Below are 21975 nucleotides of genomic sequence, written 5' to 3' on the forward strand. Positions count from 1 at the left end.
GTTTTACGAAACATCTTCGGGTTGTGAGGTTAAGCGACTAAGCGTACACGGTGGATGCCCTGGCAGTCAGAGGCGATGAAGGACGTGCTAATCTGCGATAAGCGTCGGTGAGGTGATATGAACCGTTATAACCGGCGATTTCCGAATGGGGAAACCCAGTGTGTTTCGACACACTATCATTACGTGAATCCATAGCGTAATGAAGCGAACCGGGGGAACTGAAACATCTAAGTACCCCGAGGAAAAGAAATCAACCGAGATTCCCCCAGTAGCGGCGAGCGAACGGGGAGCAGCCCAGAGTCTGAATCAGCTTGTGTGTTAGTGGAACGGTCTGGAAAGTCCGACGGTACAGGGTGATAGTCCCGTACACCAAAATGCACAGGTTGTGAACTCGAAGAGTAGGGCGGGACACGTGGTATCCTGTCTGAATATGGGGGGACCATCCTCCAAGGCTAAATACTCCTGACTGACCGATAGTGAACCAGTACCGTGAGGGAAAGGCGAAAAGAACCCCGGCGAGGGGAGTGAAAAAGAACCTGAAACCGTGTACGTACAAGCAGTGGGAGCCTCTTTATGGGGTGACTGCGTACCTTTTGTATAATGGGTCAGCGACTTATATTCTGTAGCAAGGTTAACCGAATAGGGGAGCCGAAGGGAAACCGAGTCTTAACTGGGCGTTAAGTTGCAGGGTATAGACCCGAAACCCGGTGATCTAGCCATGGGCAGGTTGAAGGTTGGGTAACACTAACTGGAGGACCGAACCGACTAATGTTGAAAAATTAGCGGATGACTTGTGGCTGGGGGTGAAAGGCCAATCAAACCGGGAGATAGCTGGTTCTCCCCGAAAGCTATTTAGGTAGCGCCTCGTGAATTCATCTTCGGGGGTAGAGCACTGTTTCGGCTAGGGGGTCATCCCGACTTACCAACCCGATGCAAACTGCGAATACCGAAGAATGTTATCACGGGAGACACACGGCGGGTGCTAACGTCCGTCGTGAAGAGGGAAACAACCCAGACCGCCAGCTAAGGTCCCAAAGTCACAGTTAAGTGGGAAACGATGTGGGAAGGCACAGACAGCCAGGATGTTGGCTTAGAAGCAGCCATCATTTAAAGAAAGCGTAATAGCTCACTGGTCGAGTCGGCCTGCGCGGAAGATGTAACGGGGCTAAACTGTGCACCGAAGCTGCGGCAGCGACACTATGTGTTGTTGGGTAGGGGAGCGTTCTGTAAGCCGTTGAAGGTGTGTCGTGAGGCATGCTGGAGGTATCAGAAGTGCGAATGCTGACATAAGTAACGATAATGCGGGTGAAAAACCCGCACGCCGGAAGACCAAGGGTTCCTGTCCAACGTTAATCGGGGCAGGGTGAGTCGACCCCTAAGGCGAGGCCGAAAGGCGTAGTCGATGGGAAACAGGTTAATATTCCTGTACTTGGTGTTACTGCGAAGGGGGGACGGAGAAGGCTATGTTAGCCGGGCGACGGTTGTCCCGGTTTAAGCATGTAGGCGGAGGTTCCAGGTAAATCCGGTACCTTTTTAACGCTGAGGTGTGATGACGAGGCACTACGGTGCTGAAGTAACAAATGCCCTGCTTCCAGGAAAAGCCTCTAAGCATCAGGTAACACGAAATCGTACCCCAAACCGACACAGGTGGTCAGGTAGAGAATACCAAGGCGCTTGAGAGAACTCGGGTGAAGGAACTAGGCAAAATGGTGCCGTAACTTCGGGAGAAGGCACGCTGATATGTAGGTGAAGTGATTTACTCATGGAGCTGAAATCAGTCGAAGATACCAGCTGGCTGCAACTGTTTATTAAAAACACAGCACTGTGCAAACACGAAAGTGGACGTATACGGTGTGACGCCTGCCCGGTGCCGGAAGGTTAATTGATGGGGTTATCCGTAAGGAGAAGCTCTTGATCGAAGCCCCGGTAAACGGCGGCCGTAACTATAACGGTCCTAAGGTAGCGAAATTCCTTGTCGGGTAAGTTCCGACCTGCACGAATGGCGTAATGATGGCCAGGCTGTCTCCACCCGAGACTCAGTGAAATTGAACTCGCTGTGAAGATGCAGTGTACCCGCGGCAAGACGGAAAGACCCCGTGAACCTTTACTATAGCTTGACACTGAACACTGGTCCTTGATGTGTAGGATAGGTGGGAGGCTTTGAAGTGTGGACGCCAGTCTGCATGGAGCCAACCTTGAAATACCACCCTTTAATGGCTGGTGTTCTAACGTGGACCCGTAATCCGGGTTGCGGACAGTGTCTGGTGGGTAGTTTGACTGGGGCGGTCTCCTCCTAAAGAGTAACGGAGGAGCACGAAGGTTAGCTAATCCTGGTCGGACATCAGGAGGTTAGTGCAAAGGCATAAGCTAGCTTGACTGCGAGAGTGACGGCTCGAGCAGGTGCGAAAGCAGGTCTTAGTGATCCGGTGGTTCTGAATGGAAGGGCCATCGCTCAACGGATAAAAGGTACTCCGGGGATAACAGGCTGATACCGCCCAAGAGTTCATATCGACGGCGGTGTTTGGCACCTCGATGTCGGCTCATCACATCCTGGGGCTGAAGTAGGTCCCAAGGGTATGGCTGTTCGCCATTTAAAGTGGTACGCGAGCTGGGTTTAGAACGTCGTGAGACAGTTCGGTCCCTATCTGCCGTGGGCGCTGGAGAATTGAGGGGGGCTGCTCCTAGTACGAGAGGACCGGAGTGGACGCATCACTGGTGTTCGGGTTGTCATGCCAATGGCATTGCCCGGTAGCTAAATGCGGAAGAGATAAGTGCTGAAAGCATCTAAGCACGAAACTTGCCCCGAGATGAGTTCTCCCTGAGACTATAAGTCTCCTGAAGGAACGTTGAAGACGACGACGTTGATAGGTCGGGTGTGTAAGTGTAGCGATACATTGAGCTAACCGATACTAATGAACCGTGAGGCTTAACCTTACAACGCCGAAGATGTTTTGGCGAAGAGACATCAGATTCAGCTTGATACAGATTACATCAGAACGCAGAAGCGGTCTGATAAACAGAATTTGCCTGGCGGCTGTAGCGCGGTGGTCCCACCTGACCCCATGCCGAACTCAGAAGTGAAACGCCGTAGCGCCGATGGTAGTGTGGGGTCTCCCCATGCGAGAGTAGGGAACTGCCAGGCATCAAATTGCAGTAAACCGGGATGAATAATCCGGGTAGTGACAAAGAAATTCGGTGGAGCGGTAGTTCAGTTGGTTAGAATACCTGCCTGTCACGCAGGGGGTCGCGGGTTCGAGTCCCGTCCGTTCCGCCACTTATTAAGAGCCCTGAGCATTTGCTCAGGGCTTTTTCTTTGCCTGTAACTTTATTATTGCTGAATTCGCAAAAATCCTCTGCATTGTTCGCTCTTTTTCTATAAAGAGCAGAAGGTCATAATCCCCTCAGTTAACGAACATTGTGATTAAAAAGAGGAATTCTATGACAATCCCTGCATTTGGTTTAGGTACTTTCCGCCTGAAAGACGACGTGGTTATCGCTTCTGTTAAAACGGCGCTTGATCTGGGCTACCGTGCTGTCGACACTGCACAAATCTATGATAATGAAGCGGCTGTTGGTCAGGCGATTGCCGAAAGCGGCGTACCGCGTAACGAACTGTACATCACCACCAAGATCTGGATTGAAAATCTCAGCAAAGAAAAACTGATCCCAAGTCTGAAAGAAAGCCTGAAGAAACTGCGCACAGATTATGTTGATCTGACGCTGATCCACTGGCCATCACCAAGTGATGCCGTCTCTGTTGAAGAGTTTATGCAAGCATTGCTCGAAGCTAAAGAGCAAGGGCTGACTCGTGAAATTGGTATCTCTAACTTCACTATCCCATTGATGGAAAAAGCTATTGCTGCTGTGGGTGCAGAGAATATTGCGACTAACCAGATTGAGTTATCTCCATATCTGCAAAGCCGTAAGGTTGTTGACTGGGCGAAAGAGCACGGTATCCACATCACCTCATACATGACGCTGGCTTACGGTAAGGCGCTGAAAGATGAAGTGATTGCTGGCATTGCGGCTAAACATAACGCGACGCCGGCCCAGGTGATTCTGGCATGGGCGATGGGGGAAGGTTACTCTGTGATCCCTTCTTCTACCAAGCGTGAAAACCTGGCAAGCAACCTGCTGGCGCTGGAACTGTACCTTGATGCGGAAGACAAAGCGGCAATCGCTGCTCTGGATTGCAACGACCGCCTGGTTAGCCCGGAAGGTCTGGCGCCTGAGTGGGATTAATTGCCTGACCCCTCTGTGCCTTTAACCCTCTTTTACAGCTCCTTCGGGAGCTGTTCTTATATATTCACTTAAAAAATCGATGAATGCCCGAATACGAGTACTGACGGCACGATCGCTGTAATACACTGCGCTGAAAGGCATCTCGACTGGCAGTCGTTTATCCGCCATCAATTCGACCAGCTTACCCTGAGCGATCTCCTTATCAATCATATAATCTGAAAGACAAGCAATACCGTTGCCGTTCAGGCAAAGCTGCTTCAGCGTTTCGCCACTGTTCGAAGACAGGCCGCACTCAACCTCATGTAATTGTCCGTCACTACAGGCAATGGGCCATGTATTGAGCGAAACCGGTTCGGAAAACCCCAGACACAGATGCTGCTTTAACTCTTCAACAGTCTCTGGCTTACCAAAACGGGCAATGTAGTCCGGTGAGGCAATAATCTTGCGATAGCTGGTAAATAACGGACGCGCACGTAGACTCGAGTCAGTCAGTGTACCCGCTCGTATCGCAACATCCACTTTTCGTTCAATAAGATTGATAAATGTCTCTGAGGAAACCAGCGACAACGTCATCTCGGGATAGCGCTCACGGAAAGGTTTGATCAGGGGCATCAGGAAATGCAACATCACCGGTGTTGCCGCATCGATACGTAGCAGACCGCGCGGAGTATTACGCGACTCGATGATTTCCATTTCTGCAGCTGCCATTTCCTGCAGTACCTGCTGCACACGTCTGAAGTAACGCTCTCCTTCTTCAGTCAGGCTTAGCTGTCGGGTTGTGCGATTCAGCAAACTGACGCCCAGTTTCATCTCCAGCTTTTTTACTGCCCGACTGACCGCGGAATTGGCTTGTCCAAGCTGTTCTGCCGCCCGGCTAAAGCTACCGCTTTCAACTACGGCTACAAAAATCGCAAGTTCATCGGATGTCGCTTTCATTTTTGCACCTGAAGCAAAATTATATTGAGATTTTGAATATTTTTGTCATTAAAACATCCCGGCATACTACGTGTCATCTGATTATTGATGATATGGAGCTATTTATGCCTCTCGCTTTATTTGCACTCACAATAAGTGCCTTCGCTATTGGCACGACTGAATTTGTGATTGTCGGCCTGGTGCCGACCATTGCTGAACAACTGGCGATCTCTTTACCTTCTGCCGGGATGCTGGTTTCAATCTATGCGCTGGGTGTCGCGATCGGGGCGCCAGTATTGACTGCCCTGACCGGACGTCTGCCACGTAAGCAACTGTTGGTTGCGCTGATGGTTCTGTTTACGGCGGGGAATTTGCTGGCATGGCAGGCACCCGGGTATATGACACTCATTGTCGCCCGCCTGCTGACAGGCCTGGCACACGGCGTATTCTTCTCGATTGGTTCTACCATCGCGACAAGCCTGGTGCCAAAAGAGAAAGCCGCTTCCGCCATCGCCATTATGTTTGGCGGCTTAACGGTGGCGCTGGTGACGGGCGTGCCGTTGGGTACGTTTATCGGTCAGCACTTTGGCTGGCGCGAGACTTTCCTTGCTGTATCTCTGTTGGGTGTGATTGCACTGATTAGCAGCCAACAGCTGATCCCGGCCAACATTCCGGGTCGGGCGGCCGCCAGCATTCGTGATCAGGTAAAGGTGTTAACCCATCCGCGCCTGTTGCTTATCTACGCGGTTACGGCACTGGGTTACGGTGGTGTCTTCACTGCATTCACATTCCTGGCTCCTATGATGCAGGACCTGGCTGGCTTTTCGCCGGCAGCGGTAAGCTGGATCTTACTGGGCTATGGCGTATCGGTCGCTATCGGTAATATCTGGGGAGGTAAGCTGGCGGATAAACATGGTGCTGTCCCGGCGCTGAAATTTATCTTCGCCGCGCTGTTTGTTCTGCTGATGGTTTTCCAACTGACGGCCTCCACGCAGTACGCCGCGCTGGCTACCATTTTGGTGATGGGGATCTTTGCCTTTGGTAACGTACCGGGGTTGCAGGTTTACGTGGTACAGAAAGCGGAACAATTTACCCCAAATGCGGTGGATGTGGCATCAGGTCTGAATATTGCTGCGTTTAATATTGGCATTGCGCTTGGCTCTGTAATTGGCGGACAAACGGTAGAGCATTATGGTTTAGCACAGACTCCGTGGATTGGCGCGCTGATTGTTCTGGTCGCTTTTTTACTGATGAGTATCAGCGGTCGCCTGGATAAACCGGCGCGGGTAGTATTGGGATAATTCATTGATGTAAGTACCCACTTACAAAACAAACTGTAATTGTTCGTTGAAAGTGAGTGCTAAAGTCCCTATAACAGAAGAACCAGTCCGGCTGCGGGCTGGTTGACGTTATAGAGGTTTGAAAGTCTAAAGTGCGAAAAAACACCTATGCCATGCGCTATGTTGCCGGACAGCCCGTTGAGCGGATTTTACCGCCTGGGTCATTTGCGCATATCGGCCAGGCATTACCTGCAGGCGTGCCGTTAAGCAGTGAAGATCGCATTCGCGTGCTGGTGTGGAATATTTTTAAGCAACAACGGGCAGAATGGCAGTCGGTGTTGAAGAATTTTGGCAAAGACGCGCATCTGGTGTTATTGCAGGAAGCGCAAACCACGCCAGAACTGGTGCAGTTTGCGACCGCTAACTATCTTGCTGCCGATCAGGTTCCGGCCTTTGTGCTGCCCCAGCATCCCTCTGGCGTCATGACGCTTTCCTCCGCCCACCCCGTTTACTGCTGCCCATTGCGCGAGCGTGAGCCGATTTTACGGCTGGCGAAATCGGCGCTGGTGACGGTGTACCCATTGCCTGACACTCGGCTATTAATGGTGGTGAATATCCACGCGGTTAACTTTAGCCTTGGCGTTGATGTCTATAGCAAGCAGTTACTTCCGATTGGCGATCAGATTGCTCATCACAGCGGTCCGGTGATCATGGCCGGCGATTTTAATGCCTGGAGCCGTCGACGGATGAATGCGCTGTACCGCTTTGCGCGTGAAATGTCACTGCGCCAGGTACGCTTTACTGACGATCAGCGCCGCCGCGCGTTTGGTCGTCCTCTCGATTTTGTGTTCTATCGCGGTCTGAACGTGAGTGAAGCCTCTGTGCTGGTCACCCGCGCATCTGACCACAACCCGCTACTCGTTGAATTCAGTCCCGGCAAACCTGAACAATAACGGTGTGTCAGGTCTGCCGTAGGGCAGGCCTGTGATGGTGCTGCCCTTCATATTTCACAACAACCGAAGGACAACACAATGACAACACGCTCCCACCATGACAACGTCGAAAAGCAGTTTGGCTCTCAGGCTAATGCCTATTTAACCAGCACCGTACATGCTACGGGTCGTGATTTACAACGACTGGCGGAAAGGCTGTCTGCTTTTCCACAGGCACGGGTACTGGATATGGGATGTGGAGCGGGGCACGCCAGCTTTGTGGCTGCGCAACACGTACAACAGGTCGTGGCTTATGATTTATCGTCGCAGATGCTTGAAGTGGTTGCTGAGGCGGCAAAAGACCGAGGTCTGGAAAATATCGCCACACGGCAGGGGTATGCTGAAAGCCTGCCATTTGAAGATAACGTATTTGATGTGGTGATTAGCCGCTATTCCGCGCATCACTGGCATGATGTCGGGCGCGCGCTGAGGGAAGTGAACCGCGTTCTGAAGCCCGGCGGTGTGCTGATTGTGATGGATGTGATGTCGCCAGGCCATCCGGTCCGTGATATCTGGTTGCAAACCGTGGAGGCGTTACGTGATACCTCACACGTACGCAACTATTCCAGCGGAGAGTGGTTGTCGTTAATCAATGATGCCAATCTGATTGCCGATACGTTGTTAAGTGACCGTCTGCCGCTGGAGTTCAGTTCGTGGGTGGCGCGGATGCGCACGCCTGCAGCGTTGAGCGGCGCGATTCGTGTTTACCAACAGAGTGCTTCTGTTGAAGTGAAAACCTACTTTGCGTTGCAGGAAGATGGCTCGTTTACCAGCGACACGATCATGGTTGAGGCGCATAAAGCGGGATAAATAAAAAAGGCACTGGGGGGAAGCCAGTGCCTTCATTTCTACAATGCTATCAGGAGTCCGGCATGCCGTTGTTTTTCACAAACAACGTGAGCTGATCGCCTGGCTGCAGATTGTCCGTATCGTTGTTCCAGCGCATCACATCCTTGATGTTAACCCCGTGGCGTTTGGCAATGCTCGACAGCGAGTCGCCTTTACGCACACGATAGGTGATGCTATCGCTGTTATTAGCCAACCGCTGCGCGCTGGTACCCGCACCTACGGTCAGGCTTTGGCCCACTTTCAGCGATGATCCACGCAGATTATTCCACTGCTGCAGATCCTTCGTGCTCACGCCAAGACGTGCAGCGACGCCGGAAAGCGTATCGCCAGAGCGAACTTTGTAGCTACGGCTGTTCAGCGGCGTGTTATCCGCAACCAGCGTTGACTGTACGGCTGCAATTTCGCCGGAAGCCAAAGACTCACGCAGCTTCTCTGCATGCTTCTTTGGTACCATCACGTATTGCGGACCGCTGGCACCCAACGTGGAGCCTTTCACACCTGCATTGAAGGTCTTCAGCTTGCTGACGGAAATACCCGCCATATCGGCAACCTGAGCCATCTCAACCGGGCTGTTCAGGCGAACACGTGCCAACGCGCGGCTTTCGTCTGTAGTTGGCAGACGCACGCCATAGCGTTTGCTGTTTTTGAGAATATCACTCAACGCCAGCATTTTGGGCACATACTGCTTTGTTTCCTGAGGCAAAGGGAGCGACCAGAAATCGGTGGATTTACCCCGAGATTTGTTCGCTTTGATTGCCTTCATGACACGACCTTCACCGCTATTATACGCGGCAACAGTCAGCAGCCAGTCGCCATCAAACATCTTGTTCAGACGCTGCATCATGTCCAGCGCGGCAGTGGTGGAAGCCACAATGTCGCGACGTGCATCATAATTGCGGGTCTGTTTTAAACCATAATTGCGCCCCGTGCTCGGAATGATCTGCCAAATACCTGCGGCATTGGCGCCAGACGTTGCGTGAGGATCAAAAGCGCTCTCCACTATGGGTAGTAGTACCAGTTCCATAGGCATGTTACGTTTCTTAACTTGCCCGGCTATCCAGTACATATACGGCTCTGCCCGTAAAGTTACATCGTGGAGATAGCTCTTATTGCGTAAATACTTCTGTTTTTGTTCGCGAATCCGGTTGTTTTCCGGAATTCCCATCTTTAGCTCGTCACCAATGAAAGCCCACAAATCCTGATCAGCAGCGATAGATGTTCCATCGTCCATCCATCGCGCCTGACTTGTAAACTTTCCTGCTTCCCCTTGACCAGCTGCAGAAAGGCTCTGTGCGTGCTGTTGGACGTTACCAGTATTCTGGCACCCAACAAGCAGGACAGAGGCGAGTAATATCGCTTTTGCCTTCATGTGTGTGTCAATAGTTGCTTAAAAGACGACCGATCATAACGGCGAAGTTTTCAAAAGGCAACCCAGAATTGTCAGAACGTATCTTTCTTTGACCTTAACCATGCAAAACGCTCTTCAGGTTGTTGCAATATTGTTTCTTTGTTTATTTTGTTAATTAAATCAATATCTTCTGTTCTTAAAAAAAGATTATTTCGTCGCTCATTTTTCAGAATTACGGGTAGCGTCATTTGTTTTTTTACCCGTAACTCATTAACTTTACGATAATAATCATTAATAAACGAATCGTGCGGCAGAATGCTTAAGGCGAACTTCATGTTTGCTAATGTGTACTCATGGGCGCAGCAGATCAATGTATCATCAGGAAGCGCACTTAATTTATTAAGTGATTGATACATCTGTGAAGCTGTACCTTCAAATAGTCTGCCACAGCCGCCTGAAAAGAGCGTATCGCCACAAAATAGGTAAGGTTGGCTAAAGTAACAGATATGTCCTAAAGTGTGACCCGGCGTGGCAATTACTTTAAATTCATGCCCTAAAACGAGTGCAATATCGCCATCTTTGACTATATGGGTCGTTCCCTTATCTTGCGTTTCAGCCGGTCCGTAAACCACTAATTGTGGGAAATGTTGCAAAAGTTCTTTCACACCGCCGACGTGATCCTGATGGTGATGGGTGAGGAGAATGGCCTCTGGCACCCAGTGATATTCTGCAATGGCTTTCAAAACGGGAGCGGCTTCGCCCGGATCAACAATCAGGCAACGATTTTCATTATTTGTCAGGACCCAGATGTAATTGTCCTGAAATGCAGGAATACTGTTAAGATTCATAAATTACCTCTCAATGCGTAACGGAAGGTTGTGATGAAACCGGCAAGGATCCCTCAAACTGTCGTAGCGCCCATTAGCTGGGATGATTTACCCTGGGGTGAGCACTATCGTGAGGCGCTGGAACATCAGCTTAATCCGTGGTTCGCAAAAATGTACGGTTTTCATCTGCTTAAGATTGGTAATTTAAGCGCAGAAATCGATTCTGAAGCGTGCGCGGTTTCTCATCAGGTAAATGTTTCTTTGCAAGGTTCGCCCATGCAGGTCACAGCCGATCCTTTACACCTTCCTTTTGCCGATAAATCCGTGGATGTTTGCCTGTTGGCGCATACACTACCGTGGTGCGCCGATCCGCATCGCTTATTGCGTGAAGCCGACCGGGTACTGATTGATGATGGCTGGTTAATACTGAGCGGGTTTAACCCGGTTAGCCTGATGGGGTTGCGTAAGCTGGTGCCAGTGCTACGTAAAACACCGCCTTACAACAGCCGGATGTTTACCCTGATGCGCCAGTTGGATTGGCTCTCTTTGCTGAATTTTGAGGTGCTGCACTATAGTCGGTTCCACGTGCTGCCCTGGGCGAAGCAGGGCGGTAAAATGTTAAGCACCCATATCCCCGCGCTGGGCTGTTTGCAGTTGGTTGTCGCGCGCAAGCGAACAATTCCGCTTACGCTCAATCCGATGAAGCAAAGTAAAAGTAAGGCACGCATCCGCCAGGCCGTTGGGGCCACCCGACAATACCGCAAGCCAGATGCTTAAGACTCTGCCTGATACCCAACATCATCCTGGGTGGGACTCATTGCCGCAGCACGAGCAAGCTCATCGCAGCGTTCGTTTTCCGGATGACCCGCGTGCCCTTTAACCCATTCCCATTTGATTTGGTGCGGCCCCAGCGCGGCATCCAGACGTTTCCACAGATCGACGTTCTTCACCGGTTTTTTATCTGCGGTTTTCCAGCCGCGCTTTTTCCAGTTGTGGATCCACTGCGTAATGCCCTGACGCACATACTGGCTGTCCGTGCTGAGTATCACTTCACACTGTTCTTTCAGGGCTTCCAGCGCAACGATTGCCGCCATCAGCTCCATGCGATTATTGGTAGTGAGGTTGTAGCCTTCGCTAAAGGTTTTTTCGCGCCCGCGATAGCGTAAAATCGCCCCGTAACCACCTGGCCCTGGATTTCCCAGGCATGAACCATCGGTGAAAATTTCTACCTGTTTAAGCATCTCTGGTAGACTTCCTGTTTTAGCAAATCGAAATCAAACGATAAGTCTGACATAAATGACCGTTATGAGCACTGGAATTACACGACAGGTAGTCCTCGATACCGAAACCACCGGTATGAACCAGATTGGCGCCCACTACGAAGGCCACAAGATCATTGAGATCGGTGCGGTTGAAGTGGTGAACCGCCGCCTGACCGGAAATAACTTCCACGTTTACCTGAAGCCGGATCGGCTGGTGGACCCGGAAGCGTTTGGCGTACACGGAATCGCCGATGAATTCCTGCTTGATAAACCCACGTTCGCCGATGTTGCCGATGAGTTTCTCGACTATATCCGTGGCGCGGAGCTGGTTATCCATAACGCATCGTTTGATATCGGCTTTATGGATTACGAATTCGCGAAACTCCATCGCGATATCCCGAAGACGAACACCTTCTGTAAAGTGACCGATAGCCTGGCGTTGGCGAGGAAAATGTTTCCTGGCAAGCGTAACAGCCTTGATGCGTTATGCTCGCGCTATGAGATAGACAACAGCAAGCGTACCCTGCACGGCGCATTGCTCGATGCCCAGATTCTGGCCGACGTTTATCTGATGATGACCGGTGGGCAGACCACCATGGCGTTCTCAATGGAAGGTGACAGCCAGCAGCAGAATGATACGGGGATCCAGCGCATTGTGCGTCAGTCCAGTAAATTACGCGTTGTTTTCGCCACTGATGAAGAGCTGGCAGCCCATGAGTCGCGCCTTGACCTGGTACAGAAGAAGGGCGGAAGTTGCCTCTGGCGGGCCTAGTTCTGGTATTTACAGTACAGAAATGGTCATTCGGGTGATTTTTGCAGCAAACGATTAAAAAACGTGAGAAAAAGCGTTGACGAGGCGCGAGGCAATCCGTAATATTCGCTTCGTTCCCAAGCGGAACACAACGCGGAGTGGTAGTTCAGTTGGTTAGAATACCTGCCTGTCACGCAGGGGGTCGCGGGTTCGAGTCCCGTCCATTCCGCCACTATTCAGAAAGCCTGAATCAGAAATGATTCAGGCTTTCGTCGTTTTTACTGCCCAAAAAAATAAAAGCCTGCAACCATATGTTATTGCAGGCCTTGCTGTTACTCGCTCAGCGTCTGTGCGATATCTTTTTGCACCTGCTGGCGCTGTTCTGGGGTCAGCACTTTGTTCAGGTCAAAGTAGTATTTCACGCGGTAATAACGCGCCTGTTGTTCGATGTTGCTGAACGCCGAAAGCTGTTTTTTGACGGCTGCTTCATCCCATTTCCCGGACTTGATGACGTCAATTAGCGCGCCGTCTTTAACGTCTTTCACTGAAATCTGACCGACATTGGTTTCAAGCTGCTGGTGCAGTTTTTTAATCTGCGCCACCTGGTCGTTGGTCAACTTAAGGTGTTGAACGACCGGATCCTGGGCCGGAGCCGGAACATTAGATGTGGTTGCTGCAAGCGAGCTAAAAGAAGCGCCAGCCACGGTAACTGCCAGCAAAGTCATGCGTACGAAGTTTTTCATTATTGAAATCCTGATAAGGGAATTATCGACATTGTCTGCCACTCGCTGGTGACGAGTGATTATCCCTTGCAGAATACGTTGCCCGATGCATGTCGCCACGCGAATTTGTTTTGCGGTTGGTTACGGAGTGAAACAATCCCGCCGTGGATACATGGTCCGTGGCGGGAGGGAAGGCAAACTCTACAGGATGAAAGCGTCAGCATCCTGCCAGGCGGGAAACTTCTCGCGATACTCGCGTAGCGCCGAGAGTGACAACTCAGCGTCAATACGTGTGGCCTGATGCGGCTCGGCGGTGGCAATAATCTCACCCTGCGGATTAATCACCCTGCTGTCACCGCGATAATGATGCCCGTTACCGTCAGTGCCCACACGGTTACATCCTGCTACATAAGCCTGGTTCTCAATCGCCCGTGCGGTGAGCAGAATCTGCCAGTGCAGCGAGCGCGGTGCGGGCCAGTTAGCCACATACAAGGCGAGATCGTAGTCGTTGCGGTTACGCGACCACACCGGAAAACGCAAGTCATAACAGACCAACGGCAGAATGCGCCAACCACGCCATTCAAAGATGATGCGCTCTTCACCTGCCTGATAATGCTGATGCTCATCCGCCATGCGGAACAGATGGCGTTTGTCATAGAGATGCACGGTGCCTTCGGGTTCAACCAGCAAAAAACGATTCACCGGCCCCCGTTCAGACTGTATCGCCGCGCTACCTGCTATCAGGGCATTCGTCTGCTGCGCTTTGCTACGCATCCAGCTTACAACTTCCTCTTGCGGCAACGATTTGTTTGCCGCTTCCATCGCAAATCCGCTGGTAAACATCTCGGGCAACACAATAACGTCACGCCCGGTGACGGTTTCCAGTTGGCGGTCGAAATGGCGCAGGTTGGCCGGGCCATCCATCCAGATCAGCGGTTGTTGCAGCAGCGTAATTTTTAAACCTGGCACGATCGAGGCTCCTCGTTGAACAGCATTTTGACACTGTAGCATGAGCCTTAACGAAAATGTGGCAATAAAAAGCCCCGCATTGAGCGGGGCTGAACGTTGTGCGTTAGCGTTATGCTGCTTCGACCTTACGCACCTTCTCTGGCAACTTTACCGGCTGAGTCGCCAGCGCCTCGGGTTCAAAGTCATCCACGTTGATGCTGCGCAGACGACTCGCCTCGGCTTTCACCAGAATTGCGGCTTCGTCTTTATCAATCAGCCCTTTGGCCAGCGCATTGTGCGCCAGTTCATCCAGGCGGGTAAACGGCAGGTTTTTACCCAGCTCTTTGCAGATCCGCTGGTGGATAGGGTCGGCTGCAATCACATCCAGCAGCGCCTCTTCCAGTAAGCCAACCGGGTTGTGTTCGCTTGGCGTCAGGTACTGACCGCGACCAAGACGAGAACGGGTGGCGCTTGGAACCTGCAAAATCTTCGCGACTTTATGATCCAGCTTGTCAGACGGTGCATGGTAGTGGCGACCGGTAGGGAAGATAACCACATTAAGCAAGCCTGCGACCAGACGGTTCGGGAAGTTTTTCAGCAGGTCGTCCATCGCCTGCTCCGCTTTGTACAACGCATCCTGAACGCCCCAGTGGACCAGCGGCAGGTCTGCTTCATTACGGCCTTCATCGTCATAACGCTTCAGCACCGCGGAGGCCAGATACAACTGACTTAACACATCACCCAGACGCGCGGAGATACGTTCACGGCGCTTCAGGCTACCGCCCAGTACGGCCATGGACACATCCGAAAGCAGTGCCAGGTTGGCGCTCAGACGGTTCAGGTGCTGGTAGTAACGTTTGGTCGCATCGCCAGTTGGCGTGCTGCTGGTTAAACCACGCGTCAGGCCAAGCCAGAAGCTACGCACTTTGTTACTGCCGACGTGACCAATGTGTTTGAACAGTAGTTTGTCGAAGGCATTCACATCGTTACTCTGCGCCGCCGCCATCTCTTCGAGAACATACGGATGGCAGCGAATCGCACCCTGACCGAAGATCATCATGCTACGGGTCAGAATGTTGGCGCCCTCAACGGTAATGGCGATTGGCGCGCCCTGATAAGCACGGGCGAGGAAGTTGCTTTCGCCAAGCATAATGCCTTTACCGCCAGTGATATCCATTGCATCGATGATTGACTGCTGCCCACGGTGAGTACAGTGATATTTCACGATGGCCGACAACACCGCCGGTTTTTCACCCAGCATAATGCCGTAGGTAATCAGTGATGCCGCAGCGTCCATCACGTAGGCGTTACCGGCAATACGTGCCAACGGCTCTTCAATACCTTCCATCTTGCCGATAGAGATTTTGAACTGGCGACGAATGTGCGCATACGCACCGGTGGCCATTGCGACCGATTTCACACCGCCCGTCGAGTTAGACGGCAGGGTAATACCGCGTCCTACGGACAGGCATTCCACCAGCATGCGCCAGCCCTGACCGGCCATTTTTGGGCCGCCGATAATGTAATCAATTGGAACAAAGACATCTTTGCCCAGCGTCGGGCCGTTCTGGAACGGCACGTTCAGCGGGAAGTGACGACGTCCAATTTGTACGCCTGGCGTTGAGGTTGGGATCAGCGCACAGGTAATGCCAAGATCTTCTTCGCCACCCAGCAGTTTTTCCGGGTCGGAGAGTTTAAATGCCAGACCCAGTACGGTAGCGATAGGTGCCAGCGTGATATAGCGTTTGTTCCAGGTCAGGCGCATCCCCAGCACCTGCTGCCCCTGCCAGTCGCCCATACAAACCACACCGGTATCAGGGATCGCGCCTGCATCGGAACCCGCTTCCGGACTGGTCAGGGCAAAGCATGGGATCTCCTGACCACGTGCCAGACGCGGCAGGTAATGGTTCTTCTGCTCTTCGGTGCCGTAATGCTGCAGCAGTTCGCCTGGGCCTAATGAGTTAGGTACGCCAACGGTGATCGCCAGGATACCGGAAACGCCGGAGAGTTTCTGCAGAACGCGAGCCTGAGCATAGGCGGAGAATTCCAGCCCGCCGTATTCTTTCTTAATGATCATTGCGAAGAAGCGGTGTTCTTTCAGATACGCCCACAGCTCCGGCGGTAGATCCGCGAGTTCGTGGGTTATCTGGAAGTCGTTCGCCATGCGGCAGGCTTCTTCCACCGGGCCATCAATAAACGCTTGTTCTTCAGCAGTCAGATGCGGCTGAGGATAGTTATGCAGTTTTTTCCAGTCTGGCTTGCCCTGGAACAGGTCGCCTTCCCACCAGGTCGTACCGGCATCAATCGCTTCTTTCTCGGTGCGTGACATCGGCGGCATGACTTTACGGAAACCGCGGAACACCGGCGCAGAGATCATGGATTTGCGCATCGGCGTAAAGTTAAACGGTACGAGGATAATGGCCAGAGGAACCAGCAGCCAGACTGACCACAGGCCAGCCACGCCAAGCGCGGCCGTCCAGGCGAGCAAAATTAAGCTGCTGAGGAATAAGCTCACGCGGTGATAAAACAGAACGCTGAGCAGAACAACCGTAGCGATAATACTCAAAATCATCATAACGAAAAGCTCCCTTGCTTGTAGGAGGTCTGACCACTTGTGATGATATGGTTGTAGTGGATGTGAATTCTTTTAGCAATGTGTTTACAAAATAATTACAACAAAGCTCACATTGTTGTTGTTTTAACCGGCACAAAAAATCAAAAGCGACAGCCATTCCTGTGGCTTGTACTTCTCGCTGGTAGCGCTATCCGGTACACTGCATCTTGTCATTTACATTCATGCTGAAGGATATCCTCATGTACCAGGATCTTATTCGTAACGAACTGAGCGAAGCGGCGGAAACGCTGGCTAATTTTCTTAAAGATGACGCCAATATTCACGCCATTCAACGCGCGGCGGTCCTGTTGGCAGACAGCTTCAAAGCCGGCGGTAAGGTACTTTCTTGCGGTAACGGCGGCTCCCATTGCGACGCGATGCACTTCGCCGAAGAGCTGACCGGACGCTATCGCGAAAACCGTCCGGGCTACCCGGCGATCGCTATCTCTGACGTCAGCCATATCTCCTGCGTCAGCAACGATTTCGGTTACGATTATGTATTCTCCCGCTACGTGGAAGCCGTGGGCCGCGAGGGCGATGTCCTGTTAGGCATCTCCACTTCGGGTAACTCCGGTAACGTGATTAAAGCGATTGCTGCGGCGCGTGAGAAGGGAATGAAAGTCATCACCCTGACCGGCAAAGATGGCGGTAAAATGGCCGGCAGCGCAGATATTGAAATTCGCGTGCCGCACTTTGGCTACGCTGACCGTATTCAGGAAATTCATATCAAAGTGATTCATATCCTGATCCAGTTGATCGAAAAAGAGATGGTTAAACCATAAGAAGACGATTGCCGGATGGTGGCTGAAGCCGTATCCGGCCTACATGAGCGCCACGTAGGCCTGATAAGCGCAGCGCCATCAGGCAGTTCACGGTTTTAAGGTAGGTGATGTATGTGCGAACTGCTCGGGATGAGCGCCAATGTGCCAACCGATATCTGCTTTAGCTTCACCGGGCTGGTTCAGCGCGGCGGAGGTACCGGTCCGCACAAAGACGGCTGGGGTATTACGTTTTATGAAGGTAAGGGCTGCCGTACGTTTAAAGATCCGCAACCCAGCTTTAATTCGCCTATCGCCAAACTGGTACAAGACTATCCCATCAAATCCTGTTCTGTGATTGCCCATATTCGTCAGGCGAACCGTGGCGAAGTGGCATTGGAAAATACCCACCCATTTACGCGAGAGCTGTGGGGACGTAACTGGACATACGCCCATAACGGCCAGCTCAGCGGCTATAAATCGCTGGAAACTGGTAATTTCCGTCCGGTCGGCGAAACCGACAGCGAAAAAGCGTTTTGCTGGCTACTGCATAAGCTGACCGAGCGTTATCCACGCACGCCTGGCAATATGACGGCGGTATTTAAATATATCGCGATGCTGGCAGGTGAACTGCGGGAGAAGGGCGTCTTCAACATGTTGCTGTCTGACGGGCGTTATGTGATGGCCTTCTGTTCGACCAACCTGTTTTGGATCACGCGGCGTGCGCCATTTGGCGTAGCGACGTTGCTGGATCAGGATGTGGAAATCGATTTTAGCTCAGAGACCACACCCAATGATGTGGTCACCGTGATTGCCACGCAGCCGTTAACCGGCAATGAAACCTGGCAAAAGATTATGCCAGGCGAGTGGGCATTATTTTGTCTCGGGGAGCGCGTAGTTTGATGCCAGCTGCGGCTGAACGACTTCGTGGCTCAACGGCTTGCTGATAACATAACGGCCATCGACGACGGAAACAGTTGGTGGCTTACGCGTTTGTTCGAAGTAATCGTATCCCGGTTTTAGCTGTGACCAGAACTCTTTGTAATACGAGAACTTATGACGCTGCATGTTGGCATCGGTCATACGGAACGGATAAATGCTGACCTGCACACTGGACTGCCCAAACACCAGCGCGCCGGTGACAAACTGGAAAATCTCATCAATGCCGTTATCGGTCATCGCGTAGCAGCCGACGGAAACGCAGGCACCGTGGATCATCAGGTATTTACCTTCATAACCGTGTGCGCGGTCGTAGGCGTTAGGGAAACCAATGTTAATCGCTTTGTAGAAGCGGCTATCCGGTTTCAGCTGTCCGCGCTGTACGCTGTAAAACCCTTCCGGACTTTTGAAATCACCCTGACGCTGTTTCGGCCCTAAGCCGCCGGAATAATTGCAGATCTTATAGCTGTCGAGCAATTGATACTGTTCGCCCATCTTGACGTACAGATCCAACGTTCGCTCTTCTTTGAAGATCTGAATATAGACAGGGGAGCCCATTAATTGCTGCTTATATTCTTTGCTGACAGGCGTGGTCGGGCTGCTGCTGCTCAGCAAACCGGCAAACGAAACGCACGGCAATAAAAGCATCGCAAGAAAAAATGCGATTTTACGCATACTGCTTATTCCTTGATAAAACGATTACACACGCCAGGACGGCAAAAAGAGTCCCCAAATCGGATAAATCTGGATCTGGAGCGCTCACATTATCACCCAGAGAGTTTTTCGCAAGTCTCTCGTGCTGCGTTTACACTTTAGATTTTCTTTATACGGAAAATTGTGCTTAAAGTCTGTCAGACACCGGCGTATTTTGCAGGTTAGCGAACGTCATTGAGTCTTTTTAGTGCAGAATTTCTAATGTATTGAATTTAAAAAATTAATAATTTAATAATCGAATATTAAAATGGAATACCCGGCAATAGCGGTAGACTGCGCCGAACGTGTTTGATTAGGTATTTTTGTTTTCATGTCTTTTGTCTCTGCACCCCGACGCTTTTTGCCGGGTCTGCTGTCTTTGTGTGTTGTGTTGTCATCACCGTCTGTCGCCAAAGTTCAGCCCCTCTTATCTGACGCCCATCTAAGCTATGCGGCGCAAATGCGCATGCGTAATCGTGCCCGGCTGCTGAAGCAATACCACGCGCAGGTAAAAAAGCAGGCAAGTTATGTGGTGGTAGGTAATGCGCAAAGTAAAAGCGCGCTGCGCCAGCAGAACAGGACGCTGATTAAACAGCACCCGGAGTGGTTCCCTGGGCCGCTGAAAGCGAGCGATCATCGCTGGCAGGAGCTGGCGGAGAATGACCATTTTCTCAGCAGCGACCATCTGCACAACATGACCGAAGTGGCAATCCACCGTCTTGAGCAGCAGTTAGGTAAACCCTATTTGTGGGGCGGGACCAGCCCGGATCAAGGCTTTGACTGCAGTGGGCTGATTTTTTATGCCTACAACAAAATCCTGGCGGCAAAATTGCCGCGTACGGCGAATGAAATGTATCACTACCGGCGGGCGACCATCGTCGCCAATCGCGACCTTCGTCGTGGTGATTTATTGTTCTTTCATATTCACAGCCGGGATATTGCCGATCATATGGGGGTCTACCTGGGACAGGGGCAATTTATTGAATCGCCGCGTACGGGAGAAACTATTCGGGTGAGTCATTTATCCGATGACTTCTGGCAGGATCATTATCTCGGCGCCCGTCGTATTCTGACGGAAAATACCATTCTGTAATCAATAAGGCGGTGCGAATGGCACCGCCTTGCCACGGGTTAACTCAGCGCCCCCATGATTTTTAATTCCAGCTCATCCGGAACTTCGTTATAAGACAGTACCTGCAAACCCGGTGCAAACAGGCGGGCATAACGCGCGAGCAGAGGACGAAGCTGCGGTGCGACCAACAGCACCGGCTCTTTACCCGCCGCTTTCATCTGTTCTTTAATCTGCGGCATATTGGTCTGGAACTGATTGAGCATATTCGGATCGACCGGTACACTATCGAGCACTACTTTGCCGCTTTGCTGCGCCTGATTCACCACATTAGCCAGCAGATTCTCCAGCTCATTATTCAGCGTGTACACCGCCAGTTCATCTTTGCGCACAAACGGATGGGTAATACTGCGACGAAGCGCCAGACGCACATCGGCCGTTAACAGAATATGATCTTTGGTGACGGCGCTACTGGCGACCAGGACGGTGGCAATGGTGACGATATCGCGCAGCGGCACGCCTTCAACCAGCAGTGCCCGGTAAACCTTCAATAGCTGGCTGTAATTCAGCGCTGCGCTCAGATCTTCCGCCAGGCGAGGTGCCATTGAAGAGAGGCGGTTATGCAGTTGCGTAATATCATCGTAGTTAAACAGGTCGGGAATATAGCTGCGAATGACCTTATTCACATGCGTCGCAATAACGCTGGCGCTATCGATAACCTGATACCCCATATTTAACGCTTTGGCTTTTTGCGCCGGGACAATCCACGTGACCGGCATACCGTAGGCCGGATCGTGGCCTAAAACGCCATCGATCTCGCCGTAAGTTTCACTTGAGGGCAGCGCCATCAGCTTATCTGAGGGAATATCGGCCTCATCAGCCTTGATCCCATTGATAAAAATGGCGTACTGGGTCGGTTTCAGACGGAAGTTTTCGCGGATGCGAATTTCCGGCAGCAGCACGCCGTTGGTGTCTGAGATAACCTGTCGCACGCCGCGAATACGTTGGGTAAGCGGATTTCCTTTGGATTTGTCCACCAACGCCACCAGTTTGTATCCCAGGCTCAGGCTGATTGGCTCAATTAAGGGGATGGTTTCCCAACTGACCTGTTGCTCGGTGGTTTCAACGATGGTTTTGGTCAGCGTCTCAAGATTTTTTTCTTCGGTCTCCGCCACCTTCGGGCGCTTGCTCATACGCCAGGCGGTAAACCCCAGCAGGGCGCTGAATACCAGGAACGGGAAATGTGGCATTCCCGGCACCACTGCCAGCACAAACATGATGCTGGTGGCGGTATAAAGTACGGAGGGGCTTGCCAGCAATTGGCTACGAACGTCGGTGGCGATATCGCCGCTGTCGCTCACGCGAGTAACGATAATCGCCGCCGCCGTCGACAGCAGCAGAGAGGGGATCTGGGCGACCAGGCCGTCACCGATGGTCATCAGGACATATTGCTGGAAGGCGGCTTCAGCGCTTAAATCGTATTTAAAAATACCGATACAGACCCCGCCGATCAGGTTGATGGCCAGAATCATCATCCCGGCGATGGCATCACCGCGCACGAACTTCGACGCGCCGTCCATTGCGCCATAGAAATCAGCTTCGCCCGCCACATCTTTACGTCGGGCCTGCGCCTGGGCCTGATTAATCAGCCCCGCGTTCAGATCGGCGTCGATCGCCATCTGCTTGCCGGGCATGGCGTCCAGCGTAAAGCGGGCCGAAACTTCGGAGATACGCTCTGCACCCTTAGTAACCACGATAAAGTTAAT

Annotated in this window: 17 protein-coding genes, 2 tRNA genes, 2 rRNA genes and 1 pseudogene; 13 read left to right on the forward strand and 9 right to left on the reverse strand. The window is 51.9% G+C overall.

Annotation, left to right across the window (positions count from 1 at the left end; all coding sequences use genetic code 11):
- Positions 1–27 precede the first annotated feature (27 nt).
- The 4 genes from JTI85_RS05455 to dkgB all read left to right on the forward strand — a co-directional run bounded on the left by JTI85_RS05455 (position 28) and on the right by dkgB (position 4242).
- A 23S ribosomal RNA gene (locus JTI85_RS05455) occupies positions 28–2934 on the forward strand.
- 92 nt (positions 2935–3026) lie between these two features.
- A 5S ribosomal RNA gene (gene rrf / locus JTI85_RS05460) occupies positions 3027–3142 on the forward strand.
- 55 nt (positions 3143–3197) lie between these two features.
- A tRNA-Asp gene (locus tag JTI85_RS05465) sits at positions 3198–3274 on the forward strand.
- A gap of 164 nt (positions 3275–3438) precedes the next feature.
- Positions 3439–4242 (forward strand): 2,5-didehydrogluconate reductase DkgB, encoded by an 804-nt coding sequence (dkgB, locus tag JTI85_RS05470; protein ID WP_219352228.1) that lies wholly within the window; start codon positions 3439–3441, stop codon positions 4240–4242.
- Positions 4243–4263: 21 nt separating this feature from the next.
- Here the strand turns inward: dkgB and yafC are convergent, their stop codons facing one another.
- Complete coding sequence (yafC, locus tag JTI85_RS05475) at positions 4264–5178, reverse strand: DNA-binding transcriptional regulator YafC (protein WP_116360895.1); 915 nt, start codon at positions 5176–5178, stop codon at positions 4264–4266.
- 104 nt (positions 5179–5282) lie between these two features.
- Between yafC and JTI85_RS05480 the strand changes: the two genes are divergently transcribed.
- From JTI85_RS05480 to JTI85_RS05490, 3 genes are all read left to right on the forward strand, one after another.
- Complete coding sequence (locus JTI85_RS05480) at positions 5283–6458, forward strand: MFS transporter (RefSeq protein WP_219352230.1); 1176 nt, start codon at positions 5283–5285, stop codon at positions 6456–6458.
- A 131-nt stretch (positions 6459–6589) separates the two neighbouring features.
- The gene (locus tag JTI85_RS05485) at positions 6590–7390 is read left to right on the forward strand and encodes an endonuclease/exonuclease/phosphatase family protein (RefSeq protein ID WP_048212545.1); all 801 of its coding nucleotides are present in this window, start codon (positions 6590–6592) and stop codon (positions 7388–7390) included.
- 78 nt (positions 7391–7468) lie between these two features.
- Entirely contained in the window at positions 7469–8239 is a 771-nt protein-coding gene (locus JTI85_RS05490; RefSeq protein ID WP_200036917.1) for a class I SAM-dependent methyltransferase, read from the forward strand.
- A gap of 49 nt (positions 8240–8288) precedes the next feature.
- On the opposite strand, the gene mltD is transcribed toward JTI85_RS05490, so the two are convergent.
- Positions 8289–9647: a murein transglycosylase D gene (gene mltD, locus JTI85_RS05495; protein ID WP_115600938.1), complete on the reverse strand. Its 1359-nt coding sequence runs from the start codon at positions 9645–9647 to the stop codon at positions 8289–8291.
- 71 nt (positions 9648–9718) lie between these two features.
- Positions 9719–10474: a hydroxyacylglutathione hydrolase gene (gene gloB / locus JTI85_RS05500; protein WP_219352232.1), complete on the reverse strand. Its 756-nt coding sequence runs from the start codon at positions 10472–10474 to the stop codon at positions 9719–9721.
- A gap of 33 nt (positions 10475–10507) precedes the next feature.
- Between gloB and JTI85_RS05505 the strand changes: the two genes are divergently transcribed.
- The gene (locus tag JTI85_RS05505; protein ID WP_200036921.1) at positions 10508–11230 is read left to right on the forward strand and encodes a class I SAM-dependent methyltransferase; all 723 of its coding nucleotides are present in this window, start codon (positions 10508–10510) and stop codon (positions 11228–11230) included.
- Here JTI85_RS05505 and rnhA read toward each other — a convergent pair.
- Positions 11227–11805 (reverse strand): annotated as a pseudogene (gene rnhA / locus JTI85_RS05510) (ribonuclease HI). The gene JTI85_RS05505 and the pseudogene rnhA overlap by 4 nt on opposite strands.
- On the opposite strand from rnhA, the gene dnaQ reads away from it, so the two are divergent.
- Together dnaQ and JTI85_RS05520 are read left to right on the forward strand one after the other, a co-directional pair.
- On the forward strand, positions 11759–12487 hold the full coding sequence (gene dnaQ, locus JTI85_RS05515; RefSeq protein WP_075551413.1) for a DNA polymerase III subunit epsilon: 729 nt from the start codon (positions 11759–11761) through the stop codon (positions 12485–12487). The pseudogene rnhA and the gene dnaQ overlap by 47 nt on opposite strands.
- A gap of 134 nt (positions 12488–12621) precedes the next feature.
- Positions 12622–12698: transfer RNA gene (locus tag JTI85_RS05520), tRNA-Asp, on the forward strand.
- A gap of 100 nt (positions 12699–12798) precedes the next feature.
- Here the strand turns inward: JTI85_RS05520 and JTI85_RS05525 are convergent.
- The 3 genes from JTI85_RS05525 to fadE form a co-directional block, all read right to left on the reverse strand.
- Positions 12799–13209 carry a Spy/CpxP family protein refolding chaperone gene (locus JTI85_RS05525; protein WP_101743095.1) on the reverse strand — a complete coding sequence of 137 codons (411 nt, stop codon included), beginning with the start codon at positions 13207–13209 and terminating at the stop codon, positions 12799–12801.
- A 180-nt stretch (positions 13210–13389) separates the two neighbouring features.
- Positions 13390–14157: an amidohydrolase gene (locus JTI85_RS05530; RefSeq protein WP_048212537.1), complete on the reverse strand. Its 768-nt coding sequence runs from the start codon at positions 14155–14157 to the stop codon at positions 13390–13392.
- Positions 14158–14266: 109 nt separating this feature from the next.
- On the reverse strand, positions 14267–16711 hold the full coding sequence (fadE, locus tag JTI85_RS05535; RefSeq protein WP_048212536.1) for an acyl-CoA dehydrogenase FadE: 2445 nt from the start codon (positions 16709–16711) through the stop codon (positions 14267–14269).
- 239 nt (positions 16712–16950) lie between these two features.
- On the opposite strand from fadE, the gene lpcA reads away from it, so the two are divergent.
- Both lpcA and JTI85_RS05545 read left to right on the forward strand, forming a co-directional pair.
- On the forward strand, positions 16951–17532 hold the full coding sequence (gene lpcA, locus JTI85_RS05540) for a D-sedoheptulose 7-phosphate isomerase (protein ID WP_003031390.1): 582 nt from the start codon (positions 16951–16953) through the stop codon (positions 17530–17532).
- 111 nt (positions 17533–17643) lie between these two features.
- A complete protein-coding gene (locus JTI85_RS05545; protein WP_003031388.1) occupies positions 17644–18411 on the forward strand; it encodes a class II glutamine amidotransferase in 768 nt (255 codons plus the stop codon).
- On the opposite strand, the gene dpaA is transcribed toward JTI85_RS05545, so the two are convergent.
- Positions 18382–19122: a peptidoglycan meso-diaminopimelic acid protein amidase gene (gene dpaA, locus JTI85_RS05550; RefSeq protein WP_003843847.1), complete on the reverse strand. Its 741-nt coding sequence runs from the start codon at positions 19120–19122 to the stop codon at positions 18382–18384. The two genes, JTI85_RS05545 and dpaA, sit on opposite strands and share 30 nt — an antisense overlap.
- 349 nt (positions 19123–19471) lie before the next feature.
- Here dpaA and JTI85_RS05555 point away from each other — a divergent pair, with 349 nt between their 5' ends.
- Positions 19472–20233 (forward strand): C40 family peptidase, encoded by a 762-nt coding sequence (locus JTI85_RS05555; RefSeq protein ID WP_048212535.1) that lies wholly within the window; start codon positions 19472–19474, stop codon positions 20231–20233.
- A gap of 38 nt (positions 20234–20271) precedes the next feature.
- Here the strand turns inward: JTI85_RS05555 and JTI85_RS05560 are convergent.
- A partial coding sequence (locus tag JTI85_RS05560) for a flagellar biosynthesis protein FlhA (protein ID WP_219352234.1) occupies positions 20272–21975 on the reverse strand: 1704 nt, incomplete at its 5' end.

The sequence above is a fragment of the Citrobacter sp. Colony219 genome, assembly GCF_019382635.1.
In the GTDB taxonomy this organism is placed as follows: domain Bacteria; phylum Pseudomonadota; class Gammaproteobacteria; order Enterobacterales; family Enterobacteriaceae; genus Citrobacter; species Citrobacter youngae.

Coding starts and splice junctions, on each gene's coding strand:
- dkgB (WP_219352228.1), top strand. CDS start 3,439: ATGACAATCCCTGCATTTGGTTTAGGTACTTTCCGCCTGAAAGACGAC.
- yafC (WP_116360895.1), bottom strand. CDS start 5,178: ATGAAAGCGACATCCGATGAACTTGCGATTTTTGTAGCCGTAGTTGAA.
- JTI85_RS05480 (WP_219352230.1), top strand. CDS start 5,283: ATGCCTCTCGCTTTATTTGCACTCACAATAAGTGCCTTCGCTATTGGC.
- JTI85_RS05490 (WP_200036917.1), top strand. CDS start 7,469: ATGACAACACGCTCCCACCATGACAACGTCGAAAAGCAGTTTGGCTCT.
- mltD (WP_115600938.1), bottom strand. CDS start 9,647: ATGAAGGCAAAAGCGATATTACTCGCCTCTGTCCTGCTTGTTGGGTGC.
- gloB (WP_219352232.1), bottom strand. CDS start 10,474: ATGAATCTTAACAGTATTCCTGCATTTCAGGACAATTACATCTGGGTC.
- JTI85_RS05505 (WP_200036921.1), top strand. CDS start 10,508: ATGAAACCGGCAAGGATCCCTCAAACTGTCGTAGCGCCCATTAGCTGG.
- dnaQ (WP_075551413.1), top strand. CDS start 11,759: ATGAGCACTGGAATTACACGACAGGTAGTCCTCGATACCGAAACCACC.
- JTI85_RS05525 (WP_101743095.1), bottom strand. CDS start 13,209: ATGAAAAACTTCGTACGCATGACTTTGCTGGCAGTTACCGTGGCTGGC.
- fadE (WP_048212536.1), bottom strand. CDS start 16,711: ATGATGATTTTGAGTATTATCGCTACGGTTGTTCTGCTCAGCGTTCTG.
- lpcA (WP_003031390.1), top strand. CDS start 16,951: ATGTACCAGGATCTTATTCGTAACGAACTGAGCGAAGCGGCGGAAACG.
- JTI85_RS05545 (WP_003031388.1), top strand. CDS start 17,644: ATGTGCGAACTGCTCGGGATGAGCGCCAATGTGCCAACCGATATCTGC.
- dpaA (WP_003843847.1), bottom strand. CDS start 19,122: ATGCGTAAAATCGCATTTTTTCTTGCGATGCTTTTATTGCCGTGCGTT.
- JTI85_RS05555 (WP_048212535.1), top strand. CDS start 19,472: ATGTCTTTTGTCTCTGCACCCCGACGCTTTTTGCCGGGTCTGCTGTCT.